The sequence below is a fragment of the uncultured Nitrosomonas sp. genome (assembly GCF_902826915.1).
In the GTDB taxonomy this organism is placed as follows: Bacteria; Pseudomonadota; Gammaproteobacteria; order Burkholderiales; family Nitrosomonadaceae; genus Nitrosomonas.
The window spans coordinates 1-15207 of the sequence record NZ_CADEGP010000034.1 but is presented as its reverse complement, the minus strand read 5'-3'; the positions used below and the strand labels follow the sequence as shown (position 1 = coordinate 15207).

Below are 15207 nucleotides of genomic sequence, written 5' to 3'. Positions count from 1 at the left end.
TATTCATAGTGATCAGATTCATCTTTTACTTGCCTGTTCAACCCACTGCGTATCAAGCACCCTCCCACACCGTGGTCAAAACGCTTAAAATAAGCGCCTATTTCTTTTACTCAGGCAAGTTTAATGCATACAAAATTTTATTCAGAAACTCGGCCGCGACATAGGCAAGCCGACCATGCCGCGCAAAGCAGCGCGGCCGACAAATCCGGTCTTCCTGCTGGAACATTGGTACACATCGGAGCAAAACATCAATCAGAATGTAAAATCTCAGCAATACAATACAATGCCGAAACATTTATCCGCCATAAAATTTCTTCAGTCTCAGATCTGCAACAGCTGCAAAATACCGAGCTGATTACTTGGGTAAATATTGACGGATTAAGCAATATTGACGTTGTTGAGAGTATCGGTCATGAATTGAACATCCATCCTTTGGTATTAGAAGATATTTTAAGTACACACCAACGCCCCAAGCTAGAGGAATATGAAGATTTTCTGTACTTGGTGATTAAAGGCATCAGTCTTGATCCGGATAAAATTTTTAGTCTACAGTACGAACAAATCAGTATCTTGTTATTAGCCAACTATGTTATTACTTTCAAAGAAAAACCTGATACTACATTTGACCCCGTCTATCACTATCTGCAAAATCGCAGCGGTCGATTGCGACTAAATGGCAGCGATTATCTAGCATACGTTATTCTTGACATTGTCGTTGATGGGTATTTTGTAGTAGAAGACAGCTTGGACGACGTCATTGATTCACTGGAAGACAATATTTTGTTCAATTCTAATAAAGAAATGCTACAAACCATACAACAAATACGTCGCAGTCTGATTTCAATGAAACGTAATATATCACCCTTACGTGAACTATTAGCAACAATTCAACGTATTGATACGCCGTTATTACAGGAAAAAACTTCGCGATATTTCGGTGATGTTTATGACCATGTATTACGTGTTAACGATTCACTCGACTCCTATCGTGAAAGAATTTCGGCAATGCACGATATTTATCTTTCCAGTATCAGTAATAAAATGAATGAAACAATGAAAATTCTGACTATTTTTGCGTCTATCTTCATACCGTTGACTTTTATTGCAGGTATTTATGGGATGAACTTTGAATATATGCCGGAATTAAAATGGCGCTGGGCCTACCCTGCTATATGGGTAATCTTTATTGTAATTAGCGTAAGCTTACTCATTTATTTTAAGAAGAAAAGATGGATATAAAATAAAAAAGAGATTCAATCTCGAAGTTGAGTTAAATCTCTATCAAGCGTTTCTTTTTAATAGAACTCTAAAAAAGAAACTAATTTATTAGTTATTTATTATTAAAATAATCTTTTTTGACTACGCACTGAGAATCCAATTAACCCTAAACCAATCATCAACATAGCATAGGTCTCTGGTTCTGGGACTGCGCTGACACCGATAACAAAATCATCCCAATCACCCAGATATTTTTTCCCCGCACTATCGTCGTATCCTATTACAAAATCATAGACAGTAGAGCCTACCTGCATATTTGTTCCAATCAGTCCTATAGAGGTATTTTTATCCCAAGGGCCTCCATTCACAGCAAATTTACCAACATTACCCTCAAACTTAAAGCTTAATGGGCCTGATATACTAACTATAGAACTAACGGAGGCTCCAGTTGGGTCAGATTCAAGCAATGCATTACCCCCTATAACGTCATAAAACTTGTTGTTATATCCAGATTCTTGACCTAGAAAAGTATAGGTAATCATCTGCGATCCCGGCCCCGCGAAGTCAAGATACCCGATACTCAATGACGAACCGACAGGCAACGTGGAAAAGCCCCCGATATTAAATGCCTCAGTTCGAGTTGCTGTATCGGTAGCCACAAACGACAATCCTGCACTCGCAGAACCGCTTGCGATCAACAACGCAGCTGCAATAATTGTTTGCTGCATTAAATATGTCTTACTCATTTGTATGCCTCTAAGAAAATTAGAAAAATAAAAGTAATTTGTATCAACCAAATCGCACCTGTGGAAATTCATCTCAAGATACATTCAATACTTGAATTCGCAACAGTTTCATGCTACCCGTTGGAGAATTTTAATACCATAGTCAATTACTCCTTATTTTATAAGGCCTTATTAGGACATCTTGCCTAATAAATTAGGCAAGATGTCCTACATCACGAGCAAGCGCTAGCTCGACTTGAACTGGAAGGTATATTGTCAGTAAGCCATGAAACGATCACCAGCACATCTGCGCAAACAAACGGGCAAGTAGTGTTCATCTGAGAAACGCCGCATAAGATTTTTTGCATGTATTATTTGAAGGGATAGACACTTATTATAGGCATTCGATAGGTTTCTCCCTCCTTTTGTTTGGTGACCATTAATATCAAGTTTAGCGCGACATCTGGATTGGAGACGCTATTGACATATTGTGTGGATTTTCGTACCTCCTTCAATCCAATTGGTAGTAATAACGCCATTTGGATTCAGGTAGAGATTTTTGCGAAACGGTATTTTGTGACTCGCAACACATTGTGTTAACTTAACAAAATTCACAGAACTAAGATTTTGCAACGATCTCAGGTAATGCTCCCCGGACACTGGGATAACGTTTGTTCCACTTCTAACGTGAGGTCAATGGGGCGCAGACATTCTACCGGGGAAAGCATTAAAACCAGATACGCGTTATCAAATAGAACGCAAACAATGCAGAAGGCGCGCAGCGATTGAACCCATTATCGATCACCTTAAATCAGGTTACCGAATAATCAGCTTTTACCTGAAGAGCATACTTGGCGATCGCATCAACCTGTTAATGGCCGCTGCTGTTTGGAACATGAAACAATGGCTATTAGCCATTTTTTAGCTCTTTTTCCGTGAAAAGAAATGCAGAATGCTTGAGTTTTTGAATGGAAACTCAAATCATCAAGCGCCACATCTTTATAAATACTCATTATTCGATATTTTTTTCAAAGTCGACTAGTTACTTTGAAAATCAGCCGTGAATGAATACTGTGCTATGTGTTGCAGCAATATCTATATCAGCAGTTCACCCCAAACTGCTCCCGGTAATGCTGCACCGCCAGCAAATACTGCGCAAGCTCTGGATGATGCTGCAAAAATTCCACCAGATCGTCCAGATTGATAATCGAAGTCACAGTAAGTCCATGCATTTGCTGCACTTCCTGTACCGCCGATAACTGACCGATGCCACGCTCCATGCGATCCACAGCGATGACAACACCACAGGGCGTCGCATTCGAAGCTTTGATTAAATTGACCGATTCACGTACCGAAGTGCCCGCAGAAATGACATCATCGACAATCAGCACGCGCCCTGCCATCGAAGCACCGATCAACACCCCGCCTTCACCATGATCTTTAGCTTCCTTGCGGTTAAAGCAGAATGGATAGTTATGCCCCATCTCTGCCAGCGCGATGACTATGGCACTGACTAGTGGAATGCCTTTATAGGCTGGGCCAAACAACATGTCGAACGGAAGCTCTGCAGCAACAATCGCTTTGGCGTAAAATTGCCCAAGTTTGCGCAGTGCATCGCCATCATTAAATAGTCCCGCATTAAAAAAATACGGCGACATGCGCCCTGCTTTGGTCTTAAATTCACCAAAACATAAAACATTACGCGCGATGGCAAATTGAATAAAGGCTTGCCGGAAATCATCGGACATAAATTGATCAACCCATAAATTGATAGATGCAAATTATAACGCTTAACTTAAATGGTATCCGTGCAGCCGTAAAAAAAGGCTTTCTTGAGTGGCTCGCATCACAACCCGCAGATATCGTTTGCGTACAAGAATTAAAAGCGCAATTGCCCGATCTTTCCACCGCGATACAATCGCCGGATGGCTATCACGGCTATTTTCATTGTGCCGAGCAGAAAGGTTATAGTGGTATCGGCATATATACCCGCAAAAAACCGGATCAAGTCATCGAAGGCATTGGTATTGCCGACATTGATGCCGAAGGTCGCTATCTGCAAGCTGATTTTGGCAATTTAAGCATCATTTCAATCTATCTACCATCTGGTTCCAGCGGTGAACATCGGCAAGCTGCAAAGTTTTATTTCATGGAAAAATTTTTTCCGATATTGCAAAACCTAAGAGCCAGTAATCGAGAAATCATTTTATGCGGCGATTGGAATATTGCACACAAGGAAATCGACCTTAAAAATTGGCGCTCCAATCAGAAAAATTCCGGCTTCCTGCCTGAAGAACGCGACTGGCTGTCTAATGTATTTGAAAATTTCGGTTTTATCGATGTATTTCGCCAGCTGAACACCGAACCGGATCAGTACACTTGGTGGTCGAATCGTGGGCAAGCCTGGGCGAAAAACGTAGGTTGGCGCATCGACTACCAAATCGCCACACCTGCTATTGCACAACAAGCGCGGACTACTTCAATTTATAAAGATGAGCGTTTTTCCGATCATGCGCCACTAATCATCGACTACGATCACGAATTATGACATCGGCGGCATTATCCAGTTGGTTGCAAGCACTGCGGGTATATACCCACCCCCGCGTACTCGGCATGCTGTCGCTGGGATTTTCCGCCGGATTACCGTTGCTATTGATCATGGGTACGCTGTCATTCTGGTTGCGGGAGGCTGGTATCGACCGCACCACAATCGGCCATCTGAGCTGGATCGGTTTAGCCTACAGCTTTAAATGGCTATGGTCTCCGCTGGTTGACCGAATGTCACTGCCACTGCTGACGCGATGGCTGGGTCGCCGTCGCGCCTGGTTGCTACTGTCGCAGATCACCATTGCCATGGCACTGACGGGCATGGCACTCACCGATCCTGTTATGAATCTGACACATTTAGTGTTTTTCGCACTGGCCGTGGCATTCGCATCCGCCACACAGGACATCGCACTCGACGCTTATCGTATCGAAGCCGTTGCGGCAGAATTGCAGGGCGCAATGGCTGCCACGTATCAAGCCGGTTATCGCGTCGCGATGATCCTGGCTTCAGCTGGCGTGTTATGGATTGCTGCGGCGGTTGATGTCACCGCAGATAATTACGACCACGCACCGTGGCGTTTCGCTTATCTGGTAATGGCCGCCAGCATGGTGGTCGGCATTATCAGTACATTTATCATTCGCGAACCGGATGTGCCCTACAGCCGATTAATCTCAGAAAATGAAAAAATCGCACAACAAGCCATTGCAACGTGGCACCTTCATCCCCGCATCGGCAACCTGCTGGTTTGGCTTTATGGCGCATTAATTGCCCCATTCCGCGATTTTATCATGCAACATGGCCGGCAGGCATTGCTGATCCTGGGTCTGATTGCCATCTACCGTATCTCCGATGTCGTAATGGGCGTAATGAGCAATCCCTTCTATGTCGACATGGGTTATAGTAAAGAAGAGGTTGCCACGATTTCGAAAGTGTATGGCGTCATCATGACTATCGTAGGTGCGGCGATCGGTGGTGTGCTGACGCTCAAAATCGGCATCATGCGCACGCTGTTTCTGGGGGCAGTGCTGTCTGCCGCGACCAATCTGCTGTTTGTCTGGTTAGCAGGACGGGGGCATGATATCAGTGGGTTAATTTTTACCATTTCAGCAGATAATCTTTCTGCTGGTATCGCTTCTTGCGCTTTTATCGCTTATTTATCCGGACTAACCAACTCGGCATATTCAGCCACTCAGTATGCATTATTTAGCTCGGTAATGCTGCTGCTACCCAAATTCATCGCCGGTTTCAGCGGACAATTTGTCGATGCATACGGTTATGAAAATTTCTTTATAGCAACCGCTATACTTGGTTTGCCTGTTTTGATTCTGGTGTGGCTCGCCGGACAAGCTAAGTTTACGCATTCTTCCGAATAATCATCTTTCATGCAGACAAATCCTGAAACTGAATATCAAGCGCTGATCAGCGTCGGCGAGCTAAAGCCGGATGCCGATCAAGCTAAAGCCGTTGCCGCTCTGGAGCGATTACATGGTGAATTGCTTAATGCCCGCACAACCGGAAAGAAATGGCCTATTCGATTGTTTCTCTGGCTTGGCAGTAATAAATCGGCCCCCAAAGGCATTTATCTCTATGGGGGTGTAGGACGCGGCAAATCCATGCTAATGGATTTATTTTACAAGACAATTCCAATCGAATCGAAGAAACGCGTTCATTTCCATGAATTCATGCTTGATGTTCATGCCCGACTCAAAAAATGGCACGAATTCTCAGTACAGGAACGTGCACAACAGGGCTCGCGCGCCAGCGATGCAGACCCGATTCCTTCGATCGCACGGAAAATAGCCGATACCACAATGCTATTATGTTTTGACGAATTCCAGGTTACCGATATCGCCGATGCGATGGTGCTGACCCGGCTTTTCAATGAACTGTTTGCGCAAGGTGTCGTGGTAGTCACCACCTCTAATTGTTCACCCGACGATCTCTACAAAAATGGTTTGAATCGCCAGCGCTTTCTACCATTCATTCAACAGATAAAAGATAAGCTTGAGATTATTTTACTGAACAGTCCAATCGATTATCGCTATAACCGCTTGAAAGGTGCACAAACTTACTATTTCCCGGTTAACGAAGCAACTACGACCGAGCTGTCGGCCACATTCTTTCGCCTTACCGACCGCCGTGTGGAAGACCGTCACAAGGTTCCCAGCGAAGAATTAAACGTGCAGGGTCGAATGTTGTTTGTTCCTAAAGCAGCGCGAGGCGTCGCCGTTTTTTCGTTTAAACGCCTGTGCGCCAATCCTCTCGGTACCGCAGATTATCTCGCCATTGCCAGAACCTATCATACCGTCATCATGGTTGCGATTCCGCAATTCAACCAGGAAAACAACAACGAAGCCAAGCGTTTCATCCATTTGATCGATGTACTCTATGAACATGGCGTGAAATTTTTGTGCTCAGCCGCTGTACCTCTGCAATCACTGTATGCCGGAGGAGATATCAGTTTTGAATTTGAACGCACGATTTCGCGTCTGATGGAAATGCAATCGGAAAGTTATCTGGCAAGAGGCCATGGCAAAAACTTGTATAGCTAAATAATCACCCACTTAAACTGGTGATTATTTAGCTTGTTATACTTCAAAAACCAAAGACATCATTAACCGTAACCAAGAAGAGTATCGACCCCACCTTGCTCATCGTCAGCCTGGATAGTTACCTCGTAAATGTTATCATGATTGGCGTTCAATAGCGCTCCAAAATCCGGTGCGCTCGCAAAACTTAATGCCCCGCTATTGGAATTAATGTTGAACAGCACTTGATCGTTGCCGCCACTGATGTTGTAAGACAGCGTATCACCGGTATCTATATCGCTAGAGCAATCACCGTTGTGTTAGATGAGAAAACCAAACAGTCCAAAGAATTTATATTTGCAGTTAATGTGAGTTCTGAGTGATGTTTGCAAAATAATGTGAGCTGAAAATTGCAATGTTTGCAAGTTTTGCGAATTATGTTTGCATGCTCTCACACATATCTAGCGACAAAATGATAACAATTTCATAGGATAAGGCGCTGGCTGCAATCGTAGCGCCACAAGGCCCGACTGAAAGAAATCTGGAATGAGTGTATCCTGTATTTATCTTTATATCTGCCCATGAGCATACCAAAATGAACATACTCATAACAGGCGCAACAGGATTTATCGGCCGTCACCTAGTACAACGTCTACAGCAGAATCACCACACGATCAAGATACTGAGCCGCAACGGCAAACACGCAAGCCAGATGCTCGGCGTTCCGGCATTTGACTGGGACTATGCCACACAAGACGTGCCTGCTGAAGCATTACAAGATTGTCAGGTCATCATCAATCTGATGGGTGAGAATCTGGGAGATGGTCGCTGGACCGAGGCACGCAAGCAGGAGATTTATGCTTCACGCATACTCAGCACGCGAAAGCTCGTAGCTGCTACGCCAGATAATTTACAAGCTTTCATTTGCGGTTCGGCAATCGGTATTTATCCAGGCATAGGCGATGATTTGTATGACGAATCCTATGCAGTGCCTGAGCAACTCAGTTTTATGCAAACCATTTGCCATGATTGGGAATCGGAAGCTGCTCGGATTGAGCATGGAGGCATACGTCGCGTCAGTATTCGCACTGGAGTAGTACTGGGTGATGGCGGTATGCTGCGAGAACTATTGCCAATTTTCAAATTGAGATTAGGTGGGCCTGTCGGCAATGGCAAACAATGGTTGCCTTGGATACATATTGACGACATTGTTTCGGTTTATCTCGAAGCGGCACTGGATACTCGTTATCAGGGTGCAATTAATGCCGTATCCCCCAATCCGGTACGCTATCGCGAATTTGCAACTCAATTGGGTGAAGCGCTACATCGCCCTTCTTTCTTCCCTACACCGGCATTTATCCTAAAACTGGCATTGGGCGAAGCGGCTGCATTGGCTTTAAACAGTTATCACATCACCCCCAAGAGGTTGTTAGAAGAATATGATTTCAAATTCAAATTTGGTAATTTATCGATGGCACTGGCCGATTTATTTGCCGAAAGCTAATTCTTCACACTAAACAAATCTTGTGATGAAGACACCCCTTGCTGTGTTCTGGTTCCGGCGTGATCTGCGTTTGGATGATAATGCCGGACTATCACATGCTCTGGCATCCGGGCAACCAGTTTTACCGATTTTTATATTTGATCCATCAATCCTGACAGGATTGCCCGAAAACGATGCACGCATCACTTTCATCTACGATACCTTGCAAGCCCTGCGCGCGCAGCTGGAAAAAAAATATGCGAGCTCAATCGCTCTCTATTACGGAAATCCATTAGAAGTTTTCGAGCAAATTCTGCGTTCACATCCTGTTGTTACAGTTTACGCCAATCATGACTACGAGCCTTTTGCACGCAAACGGGATAAAGCCGTACATCAATGGTTACAAACACGATCGGTGGACTTTTATACCTATAAAGATCATGTGTTATTTGAAAAAAAAGAGATCACCAAGGACTCGGGCAGCCCCTACATCGTGTATACCCCCTATATGCGCAAATGGAGAAAGATTCAGAATCAAGTAACGCTGATGAATTATTCAACCTTGGCAAAACTGGAAAGTACGATTAAACATCCATACTTGCCTAACCTTTCGCTAGCTGATATTGGTTTTGTTCGATCTACCCTAACCATTCCAGCTTACCGATTGGACACCGAATTGCTGCGAAATTATGCGCGTGACAGAGACTTTCCTGCATTAGCCGCCACATCGTTGTTAGGTCCGCATTTACGATTCGGCACAATTAGCATTCGGCAAATCTTTCAGCAAGCACTGAACCACAGTAACGATAGTTTCAGCAATGAACTGATCTGGCGCGAATTCTTCAGCCAGATCCTGTGGCATTTCCCCCATACACAAAATAGCAGTTTCAAGCCACGCTATGACCGCATTCAGTGGCGCAATAGCGAAGCTGAATTCGAGCGTTGGTGTAAAGGAACCACCGGCTACCCTCTGGTCGATGCCGGCATGCGTCAACTGAATGCAACCGGCGCTATGCACAATCGGGTGCGCATGATTACCGCCAGCTTTTTGTGCAAACACTTATTGATTGATTGGCGTTGGGGCGAAGCCTATTTTGCGAAAAAATTGCTGGATTACGAAATGGCAAGCAATGTCGGAAACTGGCAATGGGTAGCGGGTTGTGGCGTGGATGCCGCACCTTATTTCAGAATTTTCAATCCGGAAACGCAACTCAAGAAATTTGATAAAAACTCCAACTATATTCAGGCTTGGGTAAATGATTGGCGCACGCCCGGCTATCCAGAACCGATTGTCGAACACACTTATGCACGGGAGCGTTGCTTAAAAGCCTATCGGCAGGCTATCGGCTAAGCGAATAACTGGCATGCAGCGCAGACGCTAATCGCTTTCAGTTCCAACCCCAGGTTGGAGTAATATTACTGTTTGCTGATAGCAGGTGCGAGAAAAGTAAATCAACCACGTTACAATACCAAACAGCTTGAAGCCATCTTCGACCAGAACTGCAATACCTGTTTGCCGCAATACCAGATCAGACACGATGGATAATGCCAAGAAGGCGCAAGCTATTAATAGAATGATGTAATCTGTCCGTAAAATAATCCTAGCAAAGATAATGAAAAAGAACAGCATCGCCAAAATATATGCCAAATAAAAAACCTTCTCCGGCACATTTAAATACTGCGGAAAAATATGCTCATGCAACAAGCAGAAATCATCGACCAGCAAAACAAAGGTCAATGCCGCTGAATATAGCAAATATAACCCGATTTTCTTGCTGCCATTTTTTATCAAAAGCACTGCCACAAACAGGCAAATAGCCGCCGAGAATGTCCAGAGTAACACCCCCACATTGGACATGACCCCGAGAAATGGATTGAATTTGAGTATCGCAGCAGGTTCCCGGAAAAAATTATCGATCAATATGCTGTATTGCCGACTGATAATCCAGACCGAAAAAAGCGCAACCACCACGATCAAATAAGGAATCATCAGCAAACGCAGTGAACCTTTCAGTTGGTCAAGTATTTGGTTGAAAAAGTCCCTGGATATCAATTCGGTTAGTCTCATAAATATACTCATATAAACAATTGATCCGTACAGCTGTGACACACGTACACTTGAGTTTGCTTGCGACGCAAACAAGTGTCAAGTTAATTCCTAAATTACCACATCGAAGGCAACCACACTCACCGCGCACAACTGCTTTCCATCCCAAAAAACTGAGTTTAGAAGAAAAAACATACCTTTACGTCCAAGAGGATTAGAAAATTTTTCGAATTGATTTCTTTTCTCCCCTAAATTTAAAAATTCTGTAATCCTTAAAAAAACCTTGACAGTCGATGTCAAAAAATCATTCTCATTCAATAGCTCCAGGCAATATTTATAAAACCTAATAATTACAATGTGGCAAAAATCAAATATTTTTCCCAACCCTAAGAATAAACGCGAAAATTAAGCCCATAAATACCTCATAATATCTATCGTGATGCATTCATCTAACGCATTTCCATTCCATACTCGTTTTTTTAGTGTTATCCTTACTGTGAGTAAGTGCTTTTCTTATTCGAATAAAGCCATATTTTAGTGTTTTAGAATCAAGCAACCCAATGATCTTCTAAAAAGAAATCTTGCTCCATAAAAGGAAGTTCACTTCCGGATAAAGATTTTAGATATGGTCTGTAACTGATAAAGTTTCAACGTGACATTAAATTTGTTTATAAGCAATTTTTGATTTTAATAACAAAGGAGATTCTCATGAAATATTTACTATTAGCAGCAGTTCTCTTAGCGTTCACACTCCCTTTAACCGCATGCGGGGGCGAAGGTAAACCTGGGCAATACCCACCAAGCCTTTATAAAGACAGTAAAGAGGGAGACTCTCAATAAAATTCTCTTGCTGCTGATTCTCTGGCAGATCCAAGAGGATCAAATATAATTAAATAGCAATAATAAGGAAGCAGGCAACCATAAGTTTCTTTTGACGAAAAGATCGCAATTAGAAATTTTAAAAACTTGTTTTCAATTGAGCCCTGGAAAAAATCCAGGGCTCTTATTTGGAACTTAGAATACCAAACCTCAAAGATATTTATCAATAACAAGCTAGTTCTTACTGATCTAAGTTTCTCGCTCAGAATCCGAATGCACCGCATGATAACTGCGAGCAGGTCACTGATTCCCTCGCACCTCTTAAGTAATTTCTCACCTGATATTTACGTCCTTCGCTGATTCTCACTCGCTCTATTTCTCATTCAGTTTCCATTCACAGTGCTCTGTGTAAATTGACATTACCAAGAATAAATCTGAAAAAATAACTGAAGGAGAAACATCATGGACATTCAAACAACAAAGGTGATCAGCCTGTTACTGAGTACAGTATTAGTCATTACTTTAGCGGCCCCTTCATTAGCACAAGCCGGCAGAGGCCATCACGGCCATCATCACGGACACCACCATGGTCATCACCATCATCACAATTACGGTGGATATGGTTATGTATATAGCCAGCCTCGTGGCTATTACCAGCCCTACTACCCGCAAACACGATATAATTATAATTACTATCCTGCGCCGGTGTACATCCCTCCTCCTCAAACTATAATGGGCATTGGCACCGGAAATATTGATTTTATGATACGCTTCTGACAAGCATGGCTAGCAACAGGTATTATAACAACGTACCTGTTGCAGCTTGATTTCTATCTCCAGCATATGGGGTGGTCAGTATGAATAGAAAATGGAAAATTTTAGTAATCATGGTGGCGCTAATTGCCCCGAGCACTCTGACAATAGCGAGCTGGCAAAACAACACTGCAAACTATCACCGCACCGGAAACGGCACAGCAAGCGAAATCACCGAGCAGAAAGCGATCACGATCGCACAACAACACTTCAAAGGCCGGGTGCTAGCGATCAACCAGATCAACCATACTTACCGCATTAAAATACTCAGCGACCAAGGCATAGTGCACACAGTTCTCATCAATGCACAGGATGGTTCGGTGATATCCACTCAATAGCTCATGAAAGTCGTTGTTTCAAGCAAATTTAATTTTTCTCAAACCGATATTTCAGGAGTCAAGAATGCGTATCCTGGTCATTGAAGATGAAATCAGGTTACAAAATCAGATTCGTCAGCAATTAGAAACCGCGGGTTATATGATCGATACTTGCAGCGATGGTGATGAAGGTTTATTTCTTGCCTCAGAATACCCACTAGATGCGGCCATTATTGATATCGGCTTGCCCGGAAAATCTGGCTTGGAAATTGTCAAAGCACTGCGTGAACGCGGAAATCTACTACCAATTCTGATTCTGACCGCTCGGAGCAGTTGGCAAGACAAAGTGCAAGGCCTGGAAATGGGTGCGGATGACTACCTGACCAAACCATTTCAAATGGAAGAACTGCATGCCAGAGTTAAAGCGCTACTACGTCGCGCGACCGGCATACCACAGGCAATTCTAAAATGCGGCCCCATCACTTTGGATGTCACTGCTCAATCCGTTGCCATCAACGATGTTAAAATTGAGTTCACATCGTTTGAATATCGTCTGCTGGAAGAATTGGTTCGCCATCATGGCGAAGTTCTCTCCAAGCACACATTATCCGACTACCTCTACCCACACGACGAAGATCGTGACAGCAATGTACTCGAAGTCATGATCGGCCGACTACGCCGCAAACTCGATCCTAATGGTACTCTGAATCCTATTGAAACCATGCGTGGCCGCGGTTATCGCTTCACCCTGGGTTGCAATAAATCGTCATGATGTCATTAAACCAGCGCATCCTGTTCAGCGCAACCTTGGTTTTGCTGATTTTTATCGTTGGAATTGCGCTGACTCTGGATCGTGCTTTTTATGATAGTGCGCGCTTAGGTGTAAAAGATCGACTATTCGCCAAGCTGCTCATGCTCATGGGAGATGCCGAAGTTGAAGATTCCAACGAATTGGATGTGCCAACCAATTTGCTCGATGCAGAGCTCGGCCACGTCAATTCAGACACCTATGCTTATATCGTCGATCCGACCAATACTATTGCCTGGCGCTCTAATTCATCGCTCAACAAACCCTTACCGCCTACTGCCTTACTAGAAAAAGGAAAAAAAGAATTTAGCCAAATCATGCTCAATGAAGAACCCTACTTTATCTATCGCTACGGCGTTGCCTGGGAAACCCCTGCCGGAGATTATCCGCTGACTTTCATTGTCATTACGGATACCGTATTGTTTGAGGCGCAGATTGAACGCTATCGGGAAGATTTGTGGGGCTGGCTGAGTATCATGGCAGTTTTTCTATTAGCAACTCAAATGCTGGTATTACGTTGGGGGCTACAGCCGCTTCGCAAGGTATCGACCGAAATTGCCGCCATAGAATCCGGACAGAAAGAAAACTTGAAAGGTATTTATCCCAGTGAAATACAAGTATTAACCGATAGCATTAACTCTCTGATCAACCACGAACATAAACAACAGAAACGCTATCGTAATGGTCTCGCCGACTTAGCACACAGTCTCAAAACACCACTCGCCGTTCTACAGGGCGCAATCCAGGGCGAAGAAGATGAAACCATCCGGCGCAAAACGATTCAGGAACAAATTGACCGTATGGATAACACCATCCAGTATCAATTACGCCGTGCCGCAACTGCCGGCAGCTCACCGGGCATGAGACTGATCTTGCTACGCCCCATGGTCGACCGAATTGTTAACACCGTGACGAAAGCCTATCGTGATAAAAGCCCGCACATCACTACTGAGATCGATGAATCCACCGGCTTGCGTATCGACGAGGGGGATTTAATGGAATTATTGGGAAACCTGATCGACAATGCCTTTAAATGGTGCCGTCAGAGTATTCATTTATCCGCCGGATATCAGGGAAGCCAGATGATCATTCAGGTCAAAGATGATGGCCCCGGTATTCAATCTCATGAAATCGCTAGAATTCTCGAACGTGGCGTACGCGCCGATCAATCTATACCTGGTCACGGTATCGGCTTGGCCATCGTGCGTGATATCACACAAGTTTATGGTGGTGAACTTTCAATCGAAAACAATCCAGCTGGTGGCCTCTGCGTTGCTCTGCGCTTGAAGCAGAATAAGCAGCACTGATTTTGTTCACAGTGAGCTTGCCGATGTTGATACCGGTTTAAAATCAACCAGATTTTCTTCTGGAAAATATATTTCTTTTTCCCGCTGCTGTATTCTGATCTTTGCATTGGCTGCGCTTTGTTTGTAACGGAAAGATTCATTGCCGAAGAACTTTGCAAGGTTAGAGTCATTTTCAGGTGCAGATGATGATGTAATAATGTTCTGAATCATATTGTTGAGTTAATTGACATGAGTTTTTCAGAGTTTGATGTCACCCGCCGCACCCGCAAAGGAAACTTTCTCAATCAAATCGATTACCTGATTTGATTGGGAATTGATAGAAAAAGCAATCGCTAAGTATGGTGCCGCAGGCCGTCCTGGCTATCCCGGGTTGCTGCTGTTCAAGATGTTGCTGGTAGGAATCTGGCACGGTGGACTCAGTGATGAATCCGTTGAAGACAGGGCTAACGCGAATCTGCACGTGATGCGGTTTTTGGGCCTGAGTCTGGAACACGATGTTCCGAATCATTCGGTACTGTCTCGTTTTAGGACACGATTAACACAAGCGCATGCCTGGGATGATTTGCTGAAGAAGATCAATCAACAGATCCAAGG

The 15207-nt window shown here is 43.9% G+C and carries 17 protein-coding genes; 11 read left to right on the top strand and 6 right to left on the bottom strand.

Features of this window, described 5'->3' with window-relative positions; translation table 11 throughout:
• Positions 1-123 precede the first annotated feature (123 nt).
• Complete coding sequence (gene corA, locus QZV86_RS07600; RefSeq protein WP_295625733.1) at positions 124-1239, top strand: magnesium/cobalt transporter CorA; 1116 nt, start codon at positions 124-126, stop codon at positions 1237-1239.
• Positions 1240-1340: 101 nt separating this feature from the next.
• Here the strand turns inward: corA and QZV86_RS07595 are convergent, their stop codons facing one another.
• The 3 genes from QZV86_RS07595 to pyrE all read right to left on the bottom strand — a co-directional run bounded on the left by QZV86_RS07595 (position 1341) and on the right by pyrE (position 3691).
• Complete coding sequence (locus QZV86_RS07595; protein ID WP_295625730.1) at positions 1341-1964, bottom strand: PEP-CTERM sorting domain-containing protein; 624 nt, start codon at positions 1962-1964, stop codon at positions 1341-1343.
• An 842-nt stretch (positions 1965-2806) separates the two neighbouring features.
• Positions 2807-2956, bottom strand: a complete 150-nt coding sequence (locus QZV86_RS07590; RefSeq protein ID WP_295625727.1) for a hypothetical protein — start codon at positions 2954-2956, stop codon at positions 2807-2809.
• Between the two features lie 87 nt (positions 2957-3043).
• Positions 3044-3691, bottom strand: a complete 648-nt coding sequence (gene pyrE, locus QZV86_RS07585; protein ID WP_295625724.1) for an orotate phosphoribosyltransferase — start codon at positions 3689-3691, stop codon at positions 3044-3046.
• Between the two features lie 26 nt (positions 3692-3717).
• Between pyrE and QZV86_RS07580 the strand changes: the two genes are divergently transcribed.
• From QZV86_RS07580 to zapE, 3 genes are read left to right on the top strand one after another with little or no spacing between them, the layout of a single operon-like run.
• Positions 3718-4491 (top strand): exodeoxyribonuclease III, encoded by a 774-nt coding sequence (locus QZV86_RS07580; protein ID WP_295625721.1) that lies wholly within the window; start codon positions 3718-3720, stop codon positions 4489-4491.
• A complete protein-coding gene (locus QZV86_RS07575) occupies positions 4488-5864 on the top strand; it encodes an MFS transporter (protein WP_295625719.1) in 1377 nt (458 codons plus the stop codon). Before QZV86_RS07580 ends, QZV86_RS07575 begins: the two co-directional genes overlap by 4 nt.
• A 9-nt stretch (positions 5865-5873) precedes the next feature.
• Complete coding sequence (gene zapE, locus QZV86_RS07570; protein ID WP_295625716.1) at positions 5874-7043, top strand: cell division protein ZapE; 1170 nt, start codon at positions 5874-5876, stop codon at positions 7041-7043.
• Positions 7044-7105: 62 nt separating this feature from the next.
• Here the strand turns inward: zapE and QZV86_RS07565 are convergent, their stop codons facing one another.
• Positions 7106-7264 (bottom strand): hypothetical protein, encoded by a 159-nt coding sequence (locus QZV86_RS07565; RefSeq protein WP_295625713.1) that lies wholly within the window; start codon positions 7262-7264, stop codon positions 7106-7108.
• A 350-nt stretch (positions 7265-7614) separates the two neighbouring features.
• Between QZV86_RS07565 and QZV86_RS07560 the strand changes: the two genes are divergently transcribed.
• Together QZV86_RS07560 and QZV86_RS07555 are read left to right on the top strand one after the other, a co-directional pair.
• Positions 7615-8523: a TIGR01777 family oxidoreductase gene (locus QZV86_RS07560; RefSeq protein WP_295625710.1), complete on the top strand. Its 909-nt coding sequence runs from the start codon at positions 7615-7617 to the stop codon at positions 8521-8523.
• 25 nt (positions 8524-8548) lie between these two features.
• Positions 8549-9853: a deoxyribodipyrimidine photo-lyase gene (locus tag QZV86_RS07555; protein WP_295625707.1), complete on the top strand. Its 1305-nt coding sequence runs from the start codon at positions 8549-8551 to the stop codon at positions 9851-9853.
• Between the two features lie 27 nt (positions 9854-9880).
• Here QZV86_RS07555 and QZV86_RS07550 read toward each other — a convergent pair whose 3' ends face one another.
• Entirely contained in the window at positions 9881-10570 is a 690-nt protein-coding gene (locus QZV86_RS07550) for a hypothetical protein (protein WP_295625705.1), read from the bottom strand.
• A 1260-nt stretch (positions 10571-11830) separates the two neighbouring features.
• On the opposite strand from QZV86_RS07550, the gene QZV86_RS07545 reads away from it, so the two are divergent.
• The 4 genes from QZV86_RS07545 to QZV86_RS07530 all read left to right on the top strand — a co-directional run bounded on the left by QZV86_RS07545 (position 11831) and on the right by QZV86_RS07530 (position 14613).
• Positions 11831-12145 (top strand): hypothetical protein, encoded by a 315-nt coding sequence (locus QZV86_RS07545; RefSeq protein WP_295625703.1) that lies wholly within the window; start codon positions 11831-11833, stop codon positions 12143-12145.
• Positions 12146-12225: 80 nt separating this feature from the next.
• A complete protein-coding gene (locus QZV86_RS07540) occupies positions 12226-12519 on the top strand; it encodes a PepSY domain-containing protein (protein WP_295625699.1) in 294 nt (97 codons plus the stop codon).
• A gap of 64 nt (positions 12520-12583) precedes the next feature.
• A complete protein-coding gene (locus QZV86_RS07535) occupies positions 12584-13270 on the top strand; it encodes a response regulator transcription factor (RefSeq protein ID WP_295625696.1) in 687 nt (228 codons plus the stop codon).
• Positions 13267-14613: an ATP-binding protein gene (locus QZV86_RS07530; protein ID WP_295625693.1), complete on the top strand. Its 1347-nt coding sequence runs from the start codon at positions 13267-13269 to the stop codon at positions 14611-14613. Before QZV86_RS07535 ends, QZV86_RS07530 begins: the two co-directional genes overlap by 4 nt.
• 6 nt (positions 14614-14619) lie before the next feature.
• Here QZV86_RS07530 and QZV86_RS07525 read toward each other — a convergent pair whose 3' ends face one another.
• Positions 14620-14823 carry a hypothetical protein gene (locus tag QZV86_RS07525; RefSeq protein ID WP_295625691.1) on the bottom strand — a complete coding sequence of 68 codons (204 nt, stop codon included), beginning with the start codon at positions 14821-14823 and terminating at the stop codon, positions 14620-14622.
• A gap of 103 nt (positions 14824-14926) precedes the next feature.
• Here QZV86_RS07525 and QZV86_RS07520 point away from each other — a divergent pair.
• A partial coding sequence (locus QZV86_RS07520) for a transposase (RefSeq protein WP_295625688.1) occupies positions 14927-15207 on the top strand: 281 nt, incomplete at its 3' end.

What these genes read in the sequence shown, in the direction of transcription:
- corA (WP_295625733.1), top strand. Translation starts at nt 124, where the DNA reads ATGCATACAAAATTTTATTCAGAAACTCGGCCGCGACATAGGCAAGCC.
- QZV86_RS07535 (WP_295625696.1), top strand. Translation starts at nt 12,584, where the DNA reads ATGCGTATCCTGGTCATTGAAGATGAAATCAGGTTACAAAATCAGATT.
- QZV86_RS07530 (WP_295625693.1), top strand. Translation starts at nt 13,267, where the DNA reads ATGATGTCATTAAACCAGCGCATCCTGTTCAGCGCAACCTTGGTTTTG.
- QZV86_RS07545 (WP_295625703.1), top strand. Translation starts at nt 11,831, where the DNA reads ATGGACATTCAAACAACAAAGGTGATCAGCCTGTTACTGAGTACAGTA.
- QZV86_RS07550 (WP_295625705.1), bottom strand. Translation starts at nt 10,570, where the DNA reads ATGAGACTAACCGAATTGATATCCAGGGACTTTTTCAACCAAATACTT.
- QZV86_RS07525 (WP_295625691.1), bottom strand. Translation starts at nt 14,823, where the DNA reads ATGATTCAGAACATTATTACATCATCATCTGCACCTGAAAATGACTCT.
- pyrE (WP_295625724.1), bottom strand. Translation starts at nt 3,691, where the DNA reads ATGTCCGATGATTTCCGGCAAGCCTTTATTCAATTTGCCATCGCGCGT.
- QZV86_RS07575 (WP_295625719.1), top strand. Translation starts at nt 4,488, where the DNA reads ATGACATCGGCGGCATTATCCAGTTGGTTGCAAGCACTGCGGGTATAT.
- QZV86_RS07560 (WP_295625710.1), top strand. Translation starts at nt 7,615, where the DNA reads ATGAACATACTCATAACAGGCGCAACAGGATTTATCGGCCGTCACCTA.
- QZV86_RS07540 (WP_295625699.1), top strand. Translation starts at nt 12,226, where the DNA reads ATGAATAGAAAATGGAAAATTTTAGTAATCATGGTGGCGCTAATTGCC.
- QZV86_RS07555 (WP_295625707.1), top strand. Translation starts at nt 8,549, where the DNA reads ATGAAGACACCCCTTGCTGTGTTCTGGTTCCGGCGTGATCTGCGTTTG.
- QZV86_RS07580 (WP_295625721.1), top strand. Translation starts at nt 3,718, where the DNA reads ATGCAAATTATAACGCTTAACTTAAATGGTATCCGTGCAGCCGTAAAA.
- QZV86_RS07595 (WP_295625730.1), bottom strand. Translation starts at nt 1,964, where the DNA reads ATGAGTAAGACATATTTAATGCAGCAAACAATTATTGCAGCTGCGTTG.
- QZV86_RS07590 (WP_295625727.1), bottom strand. Translation starts at nt 2,956, where the DNA reads ATGAGTATTTATAAAGATGTGGCGCTTGATGATTTGAGTTTCCATTCA.
- zapE (WP_295625716.1), top strand. Translation starts at nt 5,874, where the DNA reads ATGCAGACAAATCCTGAAACTGAATATCAAGCGCTGATCAGCGTCGGC.